The sequence below is a fragment of the Paenibacillus tundrae genome, from assembly GCF_030812775.1.
Lineage (GTDB): Bacteria > Bacillota > Bacilli > Paenibacillales > Paenibacillaceae > Paenibacillus > Paenibacillus tundrae_A.
In genome coordinates this window covers 360,183-376,674 of the sequence record NZ_JAUSTI010000002.1, presented here as the reverse complement: position 1 = coordinate 376,674, position 16,492 = coordinate 360,183, and the positions used below count along the sequence as shown (strand labels likewise).

Below are 16,492 nucleotides of genomic sequence, written 5' to 3'. Positions count from 1 at the left end.
ACTATTATGGCTTGTTTTGCACGGCGTTGTCCACTATAATGTTCAAGTCCCGGCCAAATGTCCTGGGATATCTGTGCTTGAGCAAAAGAATATGAAGATCATACGAAAAGTCGTCAGTGATGGCGATTTTTCTTTGTATGCTTGCAGGAGGGAAACCATTTCGTGTCATCTATTCATACTACTAAACCATCACATTCCATATCCAACTACCTGATTTTGATAACAGTTATTGTTGTGGCTGGGATTAGCCAGGGGCTTTTATTACCTGTATTGTCCATCTTTTTGGAACAAAAGGGTGTATCTCCAGGTCTTAATGGACTTAATGCTGCCGCATTATATGTAGGATCTTTTGCTATGACCCTAGTGGCAGAGCGTTTATTAGGAACATTTGGTTTCAAAAAATTAATCATTGGCGGGCTCATCTTTGTTATGATTCCCTTAATCTTATTTCCTTATTTTCCGGATATCAAAATATGGTTCATTCTACGCCTCATCGTTGGTGTTGGAGATAGTGCTCTGCACTATGCCGCCCAGCTCTGGGTGCTTCTTGTGACGGCTCCAGAGAAAAGAGGGCGCTACATATCCTTGTACGGGATGTCCTATGGATTAGGATTCAGTATTGGTCCGCTCGGGATCAAGCTGCTGGGATTCGGTCAAGCGGTTCCATTCTGGGTACTTTTCATCTGTATGGCAGCTGTGCTCGTACTTGTATTAATGAAGCTTCCGAACTCTAGACCTGAGAAGGTAGAACAGGGGCAAATGCCGGAGCGTCGATTCCGTCGCAGTTTGACCTGGGCATGGTATGCGCTAATACCAGCACTTTTGTACGGTTATATGGAAGCGGGAATGAACAGTAACTTCCCAGTGTACGGTCTCCGCATTGGCATGGATGAAAGTCAGATCTCTTCGTTGCTCCCATTTGTCGGAATAGGTGGACTGTTCCTGCAGTTCCCGCTTGGGATGTTAAGTGATCGATTGGGTAGAAAAAAGGTGCTCATGTCTGCTGGAATTGCAGGAGGAATTACGTTTATGCTCATTCCGGCAGCCGGAACCCATTTCTGGTGGACGCTAGTGTTACTAACAATTGCAGGAGGGCTCGTGGGGTCGTTTTTCTCTCTAGGACTGGCTTATGCAGCAGACATTTTGCCAAAAGCGCTGTTGCCAGCGGCTAACGTCGTAGCCTCTTTCTATTTCACAATCGGTAGCATTATTGGACCTAACCTCGGCGGTCAGGTTATTAACTGGTTCTCACCAGGAAGCATGTTTGTATGGATGGGTTGCATGTATCTTCTGTTTGGCGTTGCAGGTGTGTTCTTTAGACGTAAACCTGAGCTTCAATCTGTGGTAGAATAGAAGCTGGTGTTCGCATGGAAATTGATGTCCGTTTCCGAGTACACTATGGAGTAGGGAAAACCTTGGACAAGGGGAGACATCGCGATGATCAGAGTTGAGAACTTAAGTAAATCCGTAGGAGCGGACAGAATTCCGGTTTTGCGGGATATTCGATTTGATATGCAACAAGGAGAAATGATCGCTGTTGTAGGTTCAAGCGGCAGTGGTAAGAGCATGCTGCTTAAATGCCTGGCGATGATGGAGAAATGGGATAGCGGTCGCTTAACCGTAGACGGAGCCGAAATATTAAAAGAAGGTATGGCTGGTAAACGGAGAATAAAGCGTGAATGGGCATACTTAGAACAAAATCCTGAATTATTTCCAAGAAGAACAGCGCTCAAAAATGTGTTGATTGGTCGTTCAGGTCAGACACCCGTATGGAGAATGGTCACGGGTATGGTTCGTTCGGATGATTATATGGGGGCTATGGATTATTTGGAGAGTCTAGGCCTTCTCGATAAAGCGCATCAGCTCGCTGAAAAGCTTAGTGGTGGAGAGAAGCAGCGTGTAGCTATTGCCAGAGCCCTGGCTCATGGTGCTAAAGTGATTTTGGCCGATGAACCGGTTATTGGACTGGATCCACATACAGCTGATGCTGTTCTGGAAACGTTGCGTAAATTATGTGAAGAGGAACGGGCAACCATCATTGCGGTATTGCCTATTGAACTTGCGGAGAAGCACGCGACGCGGATCTGGGGACTAGCAGAGGGCAAGATTGCTTTTGATATACGTGGACGGCGGCTGACACAGCAAGAGAAGAATATGATCTAATACATGTTTACTGTTCGAAGAATGATTATTATCTTAGTGAATTTGAACCACCTCTTAAACTATTGAAAAGAGTGATGAACTTGCTTAACTCACGTTGGGGACGCTTGATAGCAGGTGGAGCGATTGCTATGTTGCTGGGCTCAGTATTGAGCGGATGTACGGTAATCAGTGACCCCAAGATTTTAATGCGTAAACCGATGATGTCAACAGATAAAGAAAAACTGTACAACGTCGTGCAGCTCGAGCAGCCTCCCGAAAGTGAACTCATTCGTCCGAAAGATCTGAGTAATACGAGCATGATCCGTGTGGAAGATCTTAATGGAGATGGGACAAGGGAAGCCATTGCTTTTTATGAGACGCCGAATGAGAATGTTCGGATTCACGGATTATTGCTGGAGGAACAAGGCGGCGCATGGGTAAAAAAATTAACGTTTGATGTTCCAGGTAGTGAGCTGCAGTCCTTCAAGCTGCTGGATATTACGAATGATGGCAATCCCGATATTATATTAGGTGTAAGCTTGCAGGATCAAAAAGCCTTAACGGCATACTCCTATAAAAATGGGGCGCTCGAACAGGTATTAGGCGGCGTACCCTACAATCAATTTATTATTGATGATGCACAAGGCAATCCGCTCGATCTGAATGGTGACGGGAAAAGTGATTTCACAATAGTTTCTCTGAATAGCAGTGGATTCGCAACGATTGCACTGTACCAATACGATGAGGGTAGCTTCAAGGAAGTTGATCGGATGCAGACGGACTATACGGTAAAAGAGATTTACAACGCACTTGGAGGTCAGATTGCCAAGGATCAGCAGGGGATTGTTCTGGATGCCGAGCTGGATGATAAGAGTTCATTCTCTCAGCTTATCTATGTGAAGGATAACAAACTGGTGAATGCGTTCAAATCTCCGGATCAAACGTATAGAGATGACAAAATTTTAAGCGGTGATTTCAACAATGATGGTATTATTGAATTTGGGCTTAAAGAAACCCCAAAAGGTTGGGAGCATTACGTTTTTGATTCGCGTATGTGGTTCTACACCTTTTATCAATGGGATGGCAAGGACGGCAAGGAGTTTGTTTCATTCCAATATCGGGATGACGCCGACTTATTCCATTTAAATCTCAAGTCTGAGTGGTATGGTAAAATTACCATTGATACCCGATCAGAAAAAGAAAAATACATTCGCTTCAAAATGATCGATACCGATGAAACGGTAGCTGAAATTAAGTACTTTACACTGTCCCAGTGGGAACAGGAAAAAGGAAAACGGTGGAAAGAGATTACACGAACGAACGATCGAGTTATTGCTTCACGTGTAGCTCAACCGAATACTGATGGATTACTAGATAACATGTCGCAACTGAACAGAAAGGACGAGCTAAATGAGTAAAGTACTTATTTTGGAAGATGAAGAATCCATCCGCAGTTTTATCGTCATTAATCTGAAAAGAAATGGATTTGAGGTGCTTGAAGCAGGAGATGGTCATGAAGCACTGCGAATTCTGCAGTCCGTGCCGGATATTGACTTGGCGCTTTTGGATGTCATGGTACCGGGCATTGACGGATTCGAAGTCTGTCGACGCATTCGTGAGACCAATGAACGCTTAGGTATTATTTTCCTAACAGCTAAAGTACAGGAGCAGGATAAAGTATATGCATTATCGGTCGGAGCAGATGACCATGTGAGCAAGCCTTTCAGTCCAACCGAGCTGATTGCTCGTATTCAGTCCTTACTGCGTCGTGTCAATGTGCACCGGGAGACAGCGGCTAAGGTGACTTTCCAATCTGGTCCGTTCTCGCTAGACCTCATCTCGAAGCAGTTCAAGAAACAAAATGAACTAATTGAGCTAACACCTACAGAATTTTCATTGATTCAATTTTTCTTAGAGAAGGAAAATACACCGCTCAGTCGAGATTTGCTGCTGGATCATGTCTGGGGCAAAGAATACATGGGTGACCCCAAAATTGTGGATGTAAATATACGTCGCTTGCGCCAGAAAATTGAGAACAACCCTTCCGAACCTGAATACCTGCAAACTGTATGGGGACACGGGTACAAATGGAAGGGCAGGGAGCAATGATAAAAAAAGGTATTACGCGGCAGATTGTATTACACTACTTTTTCGTCGTTTTTCTAGCTCTGCTGCTGGTGGAATTTGTATTTATGCTGGCGGTGCAGCGATATTACTACGAGAGCATCTATAACACCATAAGTACTCATATTTCAAATTCCAAGGATTTTTTTGAGCCAATCTCGCGGGCAAATAATGCTGAGGATGGTAACAATCTGTCTAGATTACTTGAAAATCTGAAATTATCCAATACAGAATTGCAGATTCTTGATCTGAATGGACGTGTATTGGCAAGCTCAACCGCTTTTGAATCCGATCGTGCTGTGTTGCAAACGAGTGATATTTCTCAGGCGCTTAATGGTGCAATGGGACGATGGGTAGGCAGGGAACCTTCGACAGGTGAACAGATTATGGCTGTTTCGCACAAATTCGATCTTGGTGGAGATCATACGTATGTCATCCGATATATGACAGCACTCACTATGGTCAACTCGAAATTGCTGGTTATGGGTTTGCTGGCTAGTGCAGTAGGTGTAGCTGTGCTTGCTATCGTATTAATTATAAGTATAGGTATGGCGAATTCCATTGTTCGTCCGATTAATAATATCACTGCTGTATCTGCTCAGATGGCACGTGGGCGACTGGATGTTAGGGTCAAAGGCAATTACAAGCATGAACTAGGTGAGTTAGCCTCAACATTGAATTTCATGGCACATGAGATCGTACGAAGTAATCAGATTAAGGACGACTTCATATCATCTATCTCGCATGAGTTGCGCACCCCTCTGACAAGTATCAAGGGCTGGAGTGAGACATTGGACTCCGGAGGTTACGATCCAGAGGAGACACGAATCGGGATGAGCATCATTTCCAAAGAAACGGAGCGATTAATTGGGCTTGTTGAAGAGATGCTCGATTTCTCCAAATTGCAACAGAATCAGATGAAGCTGGTGAAGGGAACAGTCAGCATTCGTGAAATTGTGCAAGAAACGATGCTGAATGTCTGGGCCAAAGCGGAACAAAAGCAAATTCATCTGAAGCTGGATGCTGATGAAACGTATCCGTATAACGTATTTGGTGATGGAAACCGTCTGAAGCAAGTATTCCTTAACATTGTAGATAATGCGATTAAATTCTCACATGAGAACTCCTGGATTTACTTGTCCGTAAAAGAAGAGAATGGTCAGATTATTGCCGCCATTCAAGATACGGGGATCGGGATTAGTGAGGAGCACCTAATCAAAGTACGAGACCGCTTCTTCCAGGTGAATCATCAGAACGGGGGAACAGGGCTCGGACTTGCCATCACACAGGAGCTCGTGGAACTGCATGAAGGTACGATTACCATGCAAAGTGAACTTGGATCAGGTACAACGGTTACCATTACGGTACCGGCTCTCATGGAAGATACGAATGATAATGGAGCAGAGACCCAATCGAGTGATGGATCAATTCCAAATTGATAACACAAAAAAGGTGGATTCCTTGAGGAATCCACCTTTTTCTATATTATGAGGAGAGCTCTCCCGCACGCAAACGGCCTGTTTTTTCGTATACTTCTTTGAATATACGTGTAGGTTGAGTACGTACAGCCGGTTTAGCAGCCACAACCTCATTAGGGCCAACAACCATAATTTCTTCAGCAGTGCCTTTAACGATCGCGCCGTCTTTAATAATGGCACCTTCCCCGATAATTGCACGCTCGATGTGAACGCCACGACCGATGCGGGCATTCGGCATTACCACGCTGTCAAGCACTTCAGATCCTTTACCAACCTCAGCTCCGCAGAAAATGACGGAACGATCTGCATGACCTTCAATGGCGCAAGAATCATGAATCAAGGAGGAGAGATGTTCAATCCGGCTATTGCGAGCTTTGTACACACTTGGTTTTGTTCTCCATTCGCGTGTGAACATTGGCCAGTGATCTTTTTGCAAGCTCCAGTTCTCTTCGTTATGAAGCAGATCCATGTGTGCATCCCACAGGCTTTTCACAGTACCAACATCTTTCCAATATCCATCAAAGTTATAAACGTAAAGAGGATTGTTCTCATTCAACATCTGTGGAATGACATCTTTACCAAAATCATGACTTGATTCTTCGTTTGCAGCGTCAATCAGCAAATGATGTTTCAGATAATCCCACTTAAACATGTAGATACCCATAGAAGCTAAGTTACTTTTTGGTTCAACAGGCTTTTCTGCAAATTCGGTAACACGTAAATTCTCATCGGCAGCCATAATGCCGAATCGATGTGCTTCCTCCCATGGGACTTCCATTACGGAAATAGTTGCTGCTGCACCATTCGTGATGTGAGCATCCAACATTTCGCGATAATTCATATGATAAATATGGTCACCCGACAAAATCAGCACATTTTCGGGGTTTTGTTTGTCAATATAGTCAATATTTTTGTAAATGGCATCCGCCGTTCCCAAGTATTCGTCATTTCCTGTATGATAAGATGGAAGCAGGGAGATGCCTGCATCAACCGTATTACCAATTCCCCAAGGCTCTCCTCCACCAATGTGATCGTGCAAAGAGTCAGCTTGGTACTGCGTAAGCACACCAACAGTGTCGATGCCTGAATTAACGCAGTTGCTGAGAGGAAAATCGATAATACGGTAGTGCCCGCCAAACGGTACAGCGGGTTTTGCGATACTTGAAGTTAAGGGGGCTAGTCTTTTACCCTCTCCTCCCGCCAACAGCATAGCGATGCAATCTTTATTAAACATGATCGTTTCCCTCCCAAGATATTTTTCTAGTGTAGTAGATACATAAACGCAACGTGGAGCCATTGAAACGATATATACTGTAAAAATTCTGAAAATATACAACATTTTTTTAATCGCGTCATTTTTCTTTTCAAGTTGGCTAGAATGGGGTAATGGTTGTTGTTATGACTATTTTCTTAGGAAGAAGGTGATCTCTTGGCTATTCAACCATTAGCAAGTCCGGTTATTTCACCGGAAGATATTTATTTGTTTCATGAAGGAAGCCTTCATCACAGTTATCGTATTTTAGGTGCACAGCCTGCGACCGTGGATCGCCGTCAGGGGTACCAGTTTACTGTATGGGCTCCGAATGCCAAAGAAGTAGGGCTGGCTCTAGATCGTAATGGATGGAACGGTCAACAGGATCCTCTATATAAGATACCCGATTCTGGATTTTGGACTCGTTTTTTTCCTGAAATCCATGAAGGAACTTTATACAAATATCGTATATTAACGGAAGACGGGACGGAATTGCTTAAGGCAGATCCATACGCCTTTGAGGCTGAGGTCAGACCTCAGACCGCTTCTGTAACGAGTTCCATTCAAGGTTATAAGTGGAATGATGGGGCATGGAGACGCAAACAAAGAGGCGTCTATAATAAGCCTTTACATATTTATGAGATGCATATTGGAACTTGGAAGCGCAAAGACGATGGCACGCTTTATACCTATCGGGAAATGGCTGATCTTCTGGTTCCATACTTATTAGAAATGAAATATACCCATGTGGAGATGATGCCCCTAAGTGAGCATCCATATGACCTTTCCTGGGGATACCAAAATACGGGTTTTTACGCCCCAACTAGTCGTTATGGACATCCAAAGGATCTGATGTATCTTGTGGATACTCTACATCAGGCAGGGATCGGTGTATTGCTGGATTGGGTTCCGGCTCATTTTGCCAAAGACGCACACGGTCTGCGATTGTTTGATGGAACACCTCTATATGAGTATGCAGATCCGTTGTTAGCAGAGAAACCGGGCTGGGGGACACTTAGTTTTGACTACTCCAAACCTGAAGTTCGCTCATTCTTAATCTCCAATGCTTTGTATTGGATGGAAATGTATCATTTTGATGGTCTACGCGTAGATGCGGTAACGAGTATGCTGAAACTTGATTTTGAGAAAGGGCCAGGTCAATTCCGTCCTAATGTAGATGGTGGATTGGAGAACCAGGAAGCTGTAGCGTTCCTCCAGCAATTGAATCAAACGGTATTTCAATACTACCCTTATGCACTGATGATGGCTGAAGAATCAAGTGCGTGGCCACTCGTGACCTCTCCGGTCGACGTGGGAGGGTTAGGCTTTAACTACAAATGGAACATGGGTTGGATGAATGATACGCTGGATTATATCGAGTCTGATTTCCATGAACGTCCATCCAAACATCATTTGCTCACATTTCCTGTCGTCTACTCCTTCTCTGAAAATTATGTGCTTCCTCTCTCCCATGATGAGGTCGTGCATGGCAAAAAGTCATTGCTGGACAAAATGCCAGGAACGTATGAGCAAAAGTTTGACGGGATGCGTGCTTTCTTAGGATACTTTATGACGTTCCCTGGTAAAAAACTATTGTTCATGGGAGGAGAGTTTGGCCAGTTCATCGAATGGAAAGATGAGGATCAACTGGACTGGTTCTTACTAGACTATGACAGTCACCGCAAGCTTCATCAATTTGAGCGGGATCTGTCTGCGCTTTACTGCAACGAGAAAGCGTTGTGGGAGCTTGATCATTCCTTAGACGGTTATGAATGGATTGCTCCAGATGATCATGCACAGAGCGTCATTTCATATGTTCGCAAAGGAAAAAAACCTGCGGATACACTCCTTGTGCTCATTAACTTTCAACCAGTCAAGCGGGAGCGTTACCGGATTGGCGTCATGCGTCCCGGTATGTATACCGAAGTTCTGAACAGCGATCATTCCGATTACGGAGGATCAGGTATACTAAATGATATGCAGTTGCCTACAGAAAAGATTCCTTTTCACGGGCATCCACATAGTTTAGAAATTGTTTTACCTCCACTGAGCTTGGTTATTCTAAAAAAGACGACGCGCCGGAAAACGGATGAGACATCGAACCAAGTCACTTCTGTCAGACAGAGAACGATTGAAACAACAGCAAGCACCCCGTTCAAAACAAGAAGGAGGAAAAAGGCGTGAACATTTTATTTGCTGCCGCAGAGGCACATCCATTTATCAAAACAGGAGGACTTGCTGATGTGATTGGAGCTTTGCCTCAAGCCTTGCAAAAGGCTGGGGCAGATGTTCGGGTCATTTTACCCAAATATAAAGGTATACCTGATGAATACAAAGAGGCCATGCGACCTGTTATTGTGACGGATGTGCCACTCGGCTGGCGCCGGCAATATTGTGGAATCGAAATGATGGAATATGAAGGTATCCCGGTGTACTTTGTAGATAACGAGTACTATTTTGGACGGGATGGCGTGTATGGTTATATGGATGATGGGGAACGGTTTGCGTTCTTCAACCGAGCTGTGCTTGAAGTATTGCCGCTTCTCGAATTCAAGCCTGATGTGCTGCATACGCATGATTGGCATGCAGGTATGATTCCTCTGTTGCTGCAGGCACATTATGCCCACGATGCGTTTTATAGTGAGATACGAACGGTCTTTACTATACATAATTTGCTGTATCAAGGCGTATTTCCACACTCGTTGTTCAGTGACTTGCTTGAACTCGATGATCGGTACTTCACTATGGATGGCGTGGAATATTACGGTAATGTGAATTTTCTGAAAGCAGGCATCGTCTATGCGGATCATGTTACTACCGTAAGCCCAACGTATGCTCAGGAAGTACAAACTTCTCATTATGGTTACGGGCTAGATGGACTGCTTAGTTCGCTGGGGAACCGCTTCAGCGGAATCGTCAATGGAATTGATACCAACAGCTATAATCCGGCAACCGACAACAAAATCGCTGTGAAATATCGAACAAGCCTATCCAAGAAAATTGAGAACAAAGTAGAATTACAAAAGGAGCTTGGTCTGCCTGTTCGTCCAGATGTTCCTCTGATGGTAATGGTAACCCGTCTTGTCGATTCAAAAGGGCTAGACCTCGTCTGCCGTGTACTTGATGAACTGCTGTATTACGATGATATTCAATTTGCAGTGCTTGGCACAGGGGAGTCCGATTATGAGCATTGGTTCCGTGAGGCAGCCAATCGTTTCCCGCTCAAGATGTCTGCTCAAATTACGTTTAATGATGGATTGTCCAGGCGCTTCTATGCAGGAAGTGATCTCTTCTTAATGCCTTCACGATTTGAGCCATGTGGTATCAGTCAACTGCTTGCTCTTCGATATGGCAGCATCCCTCTCGTGCGCGAAACGGGCGGATTGAATGATACGGTGCAGTCTTATAATGAATTTACTGGTGAAGGGAACGGATTCTCATTCACGAACTTTAACGCCCATGACATGATGAATACGATTCGGCGTGCTCAGGAGTTCTACAGGGAGAAGCAGCATTGGAAGACGATTGTGAAAAATGCGATGAGTGGGGACTATAGCTGGGGTGTCTCTGCCGAAGAATACATGGATATCTATCGGGATATTACAACGGATAAGTAATATTCAACTTGATTTATTTCGTAAGGAAACAAAAAAATGCTCCAACTTGTGTAGCTAGATCTACGCAAGTTGGAGCATTTTGGCTTTTACAGCCACAAACAACAGACTGCCTTATGCTAATCAACCCAAGTGGTAGAAAGGTATCAGCCATGCGGGCAGTGTATCACAAGATACTATGGTTTTACGTTGTATAGACCTCTTGAGTCAATGTTCTTAAGTATCAAGCAGTCGATATAAAATACGATAGCCGTAAGGATCAAGCTTGATATGCATGATACCATCGGTAGGAACGACCTCTTCCTCGGTAAGAGCATCTTTCCAATCCTTGGTTTCCATAGGGTGTGATAGTGTTCGACTCTCTGGCGTGTTGTTCATCCACACGGTGAAATGAAGACGTTCATCCATGCGCTCGTAAACAATACAGGGGTCATGCTGGTCTGCTTTTAAGAAGCGAAACCGACCTTTACGTAGCGCTTCATTACTTTTTCGCAAATCAATCATTAATCGGTAAAAATCATATAGCTCCCGATCTTGTTTCGCAGGGTTCCACTCCATACATTTGCGGCAATCTGGGTCACCGTCACCACTTATGCCAACCTCATCTCCGTAGAAAATACATGGGGTTCCAATGTAAGTGAAAAGGAAAACGACCGCAAGTTTCAATCTTCGCTTATCTTGTCCACTTCTGGACAACAGACGAGGGGTGTCATGGCTGCATAACATATTGAAAATGACTTCGTTCGTTTGCTGAGGGTAACGCATGATGAGCGATCCCATCTCGTTTGCAAAATTGTAACCATCCATCGACCCACAGAAGAATTCCAGCACCTTGTCGGCAAAAGGGTAATTCATCACCGAATCGAACTGATCTCCCATGAGCCAGGTCAAGGAATCACTCCACACTTCACCTACGATATAGGCATCAGGATTGGCCGCTTTCACCACTTTACGAAAGTCCCGCCAGAAATGATTATCCACTTCATTTGCGACATCTAGTCGCCATCCATCCAGTTTAATTTCTTTGATCCAATATTCAGCAACATCGAGTAAATAAGCTTTAACTTCAGGATTAGCTGTATTGAATTTTGGCATGTTGCCGTAAAATCCGAACGTGTCGTATGAGGGGATTCCGTCCTTGATCTGTACGGGAAATTCATTAATGTGGAACCAATCTACATACTTAGAAGCTTGTCCGTGCTTCAGCACATCTTGAAAGGGAGGGAAGTCTTCACTGCAATGGTTGAATACCGCATCAAGCATAACCCGAATTCCACGTCGATGGCAGGCTTCGGCTACTTGTTTGAGCAATTCATTGTCTCCAAAATGCGGATCTACTTTTTTATAATCAATGGTGTCATATTTATGGTAGGAGTTGGCTTGGAAGAGGGGAGTGAAGTAAATTGCGTTAACGCCTAGGTCTGTTAAATCCTGTAGATGATCCAATACACCTTGTAGGTCACCACCAAAATAGTTATCCAGTTCAGGTTTGCCACCCCAAGGCTTTGTTTCTTCTGGGTTCAGTTTGGGATTACCATTCGCGAATCTTTCGGTCATGATTTGATAAAAGACAGCTTCCTTAGCCCATTCTGGTACCTTAAATACATCGATTTCATGTATATAAGAAAACTCATAATATCCTCCAGTTGGGTAAGGCGGGGTATGATGAAACCCATCGTCAGCCAGATATATATTTTCCGAGCCAGATGTAATTCGAAATATGTAGGACACTCGCTTGAATTTGGGTTTAACGGCAATCTCCCAATAATCGAACATGCTGTCGGCAGCAGCCTTTTCAAGTTGAATTTCACGGAAGGTACCTGACCAATCATATTTGTCACCGGTGAGTGCAGTCACGTACTGTACATCATTTCTCTTGGTGCGCACACGCAGATGGATCGTAGACGGATCGTAAGCATAAGCCCATTTGTCTCGAGGAACGTGGTACAACGCTTCAAGCAGCATGACAGCACCTCCTGAAATTATAAGATAAGGTATGTGTATATAACCAAGTTAGCGAGCGTTGAATCGTTTTTCTGCATGAATTGTGGAAATCATGCATTCTTTTTCAATATTTTCAGTATCCTTTTCACAGCATTTCCAGGTTAGTGGTCTATATACATTCTCTACATAAAGAAAGAGCCTACTCTTGACTCCCTAATCAAGGGAGTGAGTAGACTCTGAACAGTAAGATTTAGTTCATCTTAATGTTTAAGCTGCTTAAACTCGGACTGGATCGCTTCCAGTAATGAGGGCTGAGTTAGTACATCGTAAGCGGTTGTTGCAAGCGCCTTGGCACCTAGAATCATGCCGTCTAGCGCACGCTCCTGTAGAGCCAAATCACGGAACTCAATGGAATGCAGGGTATGAACTTCATCCACAACACGAATGTAAGGGTGAATCGCTGGGCAGCGAAGGGATACATTACCAATATCCATCGAGCCATGATCATTGCCACTTACGATCTCTTCTTGTGGAATACCGAGTTGAACTAGGTTTTCGCTAAATGTGTTGGATAAGCGCTCGTTGGTTACCATCTCATCGTAAGAAGTTTCATAGTTGGAGGTGACCAGCTTACATCCAGTCTGCAATGCCGATCCTTCTGCAATTTGAATGACCCGCTCGGTGAGGATATTCAGTTCTTTACGAGTGGCAGCCCGTACATAGAATTGAGCAGAAGCATAATCTGGGATAATATTCGCAGCTTGTCCACCATGATTAATTACACCGTGGATTCTGACTGTGCTTTTGACCTGTTGCCGGAACGCATTAATGCCATTAAAGGTTTGAATGACTGCATCGAGTGCATTGATACCTTCGTGCGGGCTAGCTGCAGCATGAGACGATTTGCCATGGAACTCAAACTGCACGGCATCAATCGCGAGCGAGCTTCCTGATCTCTCATAGGCATAGTAAGGGTGAGCCATGATGGCAATATCACAGTCATCGAACATGCCTGCCTCGGCCATAGGAACTTTGGCACCACGCGTCTCTTCGGCAGGTGTACCGAACACTTTAAGGGTTCCTCCCACTTCATCGAGGATCGACTTGAGACCTACAGCTGCACCGAGACTCATCATACAGATGAGGTGATGTCCACAGGCATGACCAATCTCAGGTAAGGCATCATATTCGCACAATAAAGCGATGGTTGGCCCAGGCTTAGCAGCGGTGTAAGTTCCAATAAAAGCTGTATCAAGTCCGAGAATCGGTGCTTCTATTTCGAAGCCATGATACGTTAATTCTTCTTTTAAGCGAGCGGAGGCAAGATACTCTTCGTTGCCAAGTTCGGGATTTGCACCGATGTATGATGAAATTTCTTTAAAACGGGAAGCATATTGGTCAATAACCGTTAAAATTTGAGATTTGGAATGTGTCATAATAGGCTCCTTCTGCAAGAAAATAAAAATAGTGACATGATTATATCATGTTTGCTCTCATTTTTCAGAAACAAGTCAAGATTTGTAAAACAAAATGCATTGCATAATCATGCATTGTACTTTATAATGACTCAGGCATCGATATGAGGCTTGTGCATCATTTTTATGGGCAGCTTCTCAAAAGCAGATATATCGAGTGAAGTAAAACCATGGTCAAAGTCGTATACAAAGTATTGTAAGGGGAGAACAGGGTTGAAATTGATTAGTCGTTATACCATGATGCTGCTAGCCTTTGTACTGATGTTGACAGTTGCTGTACCGACGGTACTCGCAAGCGGCACTACGGACAATTCAGGCGGTAAAAAATTGGTGCTCGGCACAAGTGCCGACTTCGCACCATATGAATTCCATAAAGTTATTGATGGAAAAGATGAAATTGTTGGATTTGATATTGAAATCGCAAAAGAAATCGCTGCTGATCTAGGAGCGGAGCTTGTCATTGAGGATATGGGATTTGACGGGCTTCTACCTGCACTCCAGAGTGGTCGTGTAGATTTAGTCATCTCAGGCATGACACCAACGGAAGAGCGTAAGAAAAGCATCGACTTCTCTGATACGTATTATAAATCGAAGCAAGTCATCATGATTCGCACGGAAGACACAGATAAATATCAAACGATGGCGGATCTGCAAAATGAAAAAATCGGGGTTCAAAAGGGATCTATTCAGGAAACCATTGGACAGGGAATCCCAGGAGCTCAATTAACGGCACTGGATAAAATCTCCGACATCGTTCTGCAATTGCAGACCAAGCGTATAAATGCAGCCATTGTAGAAGATACCGTAGCTGCTGGTTATCTAGACGATGCCATCGGTCTTGCACCGATTGTGGTGGATGAAGAGCAGGTCGAGGCTGCAATCGGGATTCGCAAAGGCAATACAGAGTTGCTGAATGCTGTAAATAGTACGTTGGAACGGCTGAAGAGCGAAAATAGAATTGAAGAAATGGTAACCGAAGCAAGCCAATTGATGGCAGGTAAAGATACCAAAAATATTTTTGAAGTATTCTGGGCGTATAAAAGCTTCTATGCGAAAGGTATAGGTTATACCCTCTTGTTATCTGCACTCGGTGTATTATTTGGGGTAATCATCGGTTTGATTATCTGTATGTTCCGTATGCATGATATGGCTATTCTGCGTTGGATCGGTACAGCGTATGTTGAACTTATTCGTGGTACGCCAATGCTCGTGCAATTGATGATTATCTATTATGGTTTGTCACTGACCTTTGGAATTAACTTCTCGGCGTTACAAGCCGGTGTAATTACACTCTCCATCAACAGCGGTGCTTACCTTGCGGAGATTTTCCGTGCAGGGGTACAAGGTGTAGATCGTGGACAACTAGAGGCTGCTCGTTCACTTGGTATGGGTAGGGGTGCAGCGATGCGCTACATTATATTGCCACAAGCGTTTAAGGCTGTCTTGCCGGCAATCGGTAATGAGTTCGTGACGATTATTAAAGAGTCTTCCATTATCTCGGTTATTGGTATGGTCGACATTATGTATCAAGCAAGTGTGGTCAAAAATATTACGTACCAAGGGATGAATCCATTCCTTATTGCAGCAGCTATTTATTTTGTAATGACCTTCATATTGTCCAAGCTGCTCGGACGACTGGAAAGGAAGTTGAATGCAAGTGATCGACGTTAGTCAATTATATAAATCTTATGGAAAAAATGAAGTGTTAAAAGGTATTGATGTCACGATTGGAAAAGGCGAGGTTGTCGTTGTCATCGGACCATCGGGTTCGGGTAAAAGTACATTTTTGCGTTGTCTGAACCTGCTTGAGCAGCCGACTTCAGGCGAGATCCTATTCGAAGGTGTTTCAATTACAGAACCGAAGCATAACATCAATGCTACGCGTGAGAAGATGGGTATGGTGTTTCAACATTTCAACCTGTTTCCTCACAAGACGATTCAGCAGAACATCACGATTGCCCCAATCAAAGTAAAGAAACAATCGGTACAGGAAGCAGATCAGATTGCAGCCGATTTGCTTAAAACGGTTGGCCTTTCTGACAAAAAAGATGCATACCCTAACCAGTTGTCAGGTGGACAAAAACAGCGTATTGCGATTGCGAGAGCCTTGGCGATGCAACCACATGTAATGTTGTTTGACGAGCCAACTTCAGCACTCGATCCAGAGATGGTTGGAGAGGTGCTTGATGTCATGAAACGCCTGGCAGAGGGTGGAATGACAATGGTCATTGTTACACATGAGATGGGCTTCGCTCGTGAAGTAGGAGACCGAATTCTGTTTATGGATGGCGGAGTAATTATTGAGCAAGGAACACCTGATGAAGTGTTTGGTGCACCTAAGAATGCTCGTACACGTGATTTTCTTGCCAAAGTTCTATAGTCACGTGATCATAAGCTGCCGAGCAGCTGAGGATACACTATTGAATGAAGAGTGACAAACAGCCTTGTCGACATCATTGTCGG

At 44.1% G+C, this 16,492-nt stretch carries 12 protein-coding genes; 9 read left to right on the top strand and 3 right to left on the bottom strand.

Annotation, left to right across the window (positions count from 1 at the left end; translation table 11 throughout):
* Positions 1-162: 162 nt before the first annotated feature.
* The 5 genes from J2T19_RS04995 (at position 163) to J2T19_RS04975 (ending at position 5,705) form a co-directional block, all read left to right on the top strand.
* Positions 163-1,353 carry an MFS transporter gene (locus J2T19_RS04995; protein ID WP_307213762.1) on the top strand — a complete coding sequence of 397 codons (1,191 nt, stop codon included), beginning with the start codon at positions 163-165 and terminating at the stop codon, positions 1,351-1,353.
* A gap of 84 nt (positions 1,354-1,437) precedes the next feature.
* Entirely contained in the window at positions 1,438-2,163 is a 726-nt protein-coding gene (locus J2T19_RS04990; protein ID WP_307213759.1) for a phosphonate ABC transporter ATP-binding protein, read from the top strand.
* A gap of 62 nt (positions 2,164-2,225) precedes the next feature.
* Positions 2,226-3,560: a hypothetical protein gene (locus tag J2T19_RS04985; RefSeq protein WP_307213757.1), complete on the top strand. Its 1,335-nt coding sequence runs from the start codon at positions 2,226-2,228 to the stop codon at positions 3,558-3,560.
* Positions 3,553-4,251: a response regulator transcription factor gene (locus tag J2T19_RS04980; protein ID WP_056690105.1), complete on the top strand. Its 699-nt coding sequence runs from the start codon at positions 3,553-3,555 to the stop codon at positions 4,249-4,251. The genes J2T19_RS04985 and J2T19_RS04980 overlap by 8 nt, the downstream gene beginning before the upstream one ends.
* Entirely contained in the window at positions 4,248-5,705 is a 1,458-nt protein-coding gene (locus tag J2T19_RS04975) for a sensor histidine kinase (RefSeq protein WP_307213753.1), read from the top strand. The genes J2T19_RS04980 and J2T19_RS04975 overlap by 4 nt, the downstream gene beginning before the upstream one ends.
* 46 nt (positions 5,706-5,751) lie before the next feature.
* Here the strand turns inward: J2T19_RS04975 and J2T19_RS04970 are convergent, their stop codons facing one another.
* A complete protein-coding gene (locus tag J2T19_RS04970; protein ID WP_307213751.1) occupies positions 5,752-6,978 on the bottom strand; it encodes a glucose-1-phosphate adenylyltransferase in 1,227 nt (408 codons plus the stop codon).
* Between the two features lie 195 nt (positions 6,979-7,173).
* Here J2T19_RS04970 and glgB point away from each other — a divergent pair, with 195 nt between their 5' ends.
* Positions 7,174-9,180, top strand: a complete 2,007-nt coding sequence (glgB, locus tag J2T19_RS04965; RefSeq protein ID WP_307213749.1) for a 1,4-alpha-glucan branching protein GlgB — start codon at positions 7,174-7,176, stop codon at positions 9,178-9,180.
* Positions 9,177-10,613 (top strand): glycogen synthase GlgA, encoded by a 1,437-nt coding sequence (gene glgA, locus J2T19_RS04960; RefSeq protein ID WP_307213747.1) that lies wholly within the window; start codon positions 9,177-9,179, stop codon positions 10,611-10,613. Before glgB ends, glgA begins: the two co-directional genes overlap by 4 nt.
* 213 nt (positions 10,614-10,826) lie before the next feature.
* Here glgA and J2T19_RS04955 read toward each other — a convergent pair whose 3' ends face one another.
* Both J2T19_RS04955 and J2T19_RS04950 read right to left on the bottom strand, forming a co-directional pair.
* Positions 10,827-12,575: an alpha-glycosidase gene (locus J2T19_RS04955; RefSeq protein ID WP_307213745.1), complete on the bottom strand. Its 1,749-nt coding sequence runs from the start codon at positions 12,573-12,575 to the stop codon at positions 10,827-10,829.
* Between the two features lie 239 nt (positions 12,576-12,814).
* On the bottom strand, positions 12,815-13,990 hold the full coding sequence (locus tag J2T19_RS04950) for a M20 family metallopeptidase (protein WP_307213743.1): 1,176 nt from the start codon (positions 13,988-13,990) through the stop codon (positions 12,815-12,817).
* 252 nt (positions 13,991-14,242) lie between these two features.
* On the opposite strand from J2T19_RS04950, the gene J2T19_RS04945 reads away from it, so the two are divergent.
* Complete coding sequence (locus J2T19_RS04945; RefSeq protein ID WP_307213741.1) at positions 14,243-15,700, top strand: ABC transporter substrate-binding protein/permease; 1,458 nt, start codon at positions 14,243-14,245, stop codon at positions 15,698-15,700.
* Complete coding sequence (locus J2T19_RS04940; RefSeq protein WP_186380900.1) at positions 15,687-16,409, top strand: amino acid ABC transporter ATP-binding protein; 723 nt, start codon at positions 15,687-15,689, stop codon at positions 16,407-16,409. The genes J2T19_RS04945 and J2T19_RS04940 overlap by 14 nt, the downstream gene beginning before the upstream one ends.
* The last annotated feature ends 83 nt before the right edge of the window (positions 16,410-16,492 follow it).

What these genes read in the sequence shown, in the direction of transcription:
- J2T19_RS04955 (WP_307213745.1), bottom strand. Translation starts at nt 12,575, where the DNA reads ATGCTGCTTGAAGCGTTGTACCACGTTCCTCGAGACAAATGGGCTTAT.
- J2T19_RS04970 (WP_307213751.1), bottom strand. Translation starts at nt 6,978, where the DNA reads ATGTTTAATAAAGATTGCATCGCTATGCTGTTGGCGGGAGGAGAGGGT.
- J2T19_RS04980 (WP_056690105.1), top strand. Translation starts at nt 3,553, where the DNA reads ATGAGTAAAGTACTTATTTTGGAAGATGAAGAATCCATCCGCAGTTTT.
- J2T19_RS04950 (WP_307213743.1), bottom strand. Translation starts at nt 13,990, where the DNA reads ATGACACATTCCAAATCTCAAATTTTAACGGTTATTGACCAATATGCT.
- J2T19_RS04975 (WP_307213753.1), top strand. Translation starts at nt 4,248, where the DNA reads ATGATAAAAAAAGGTATTACGCGGCAGATTGTATTACACTACTTTTTC.
- J2T19_RS04990 (WP_307213759.1), top strand. Translation starts at nt 1,438, where the DNA reads ATGATCAGAGTTGAGAACTTAAGTAAATCCGTAGGAGCGGACAGAATT.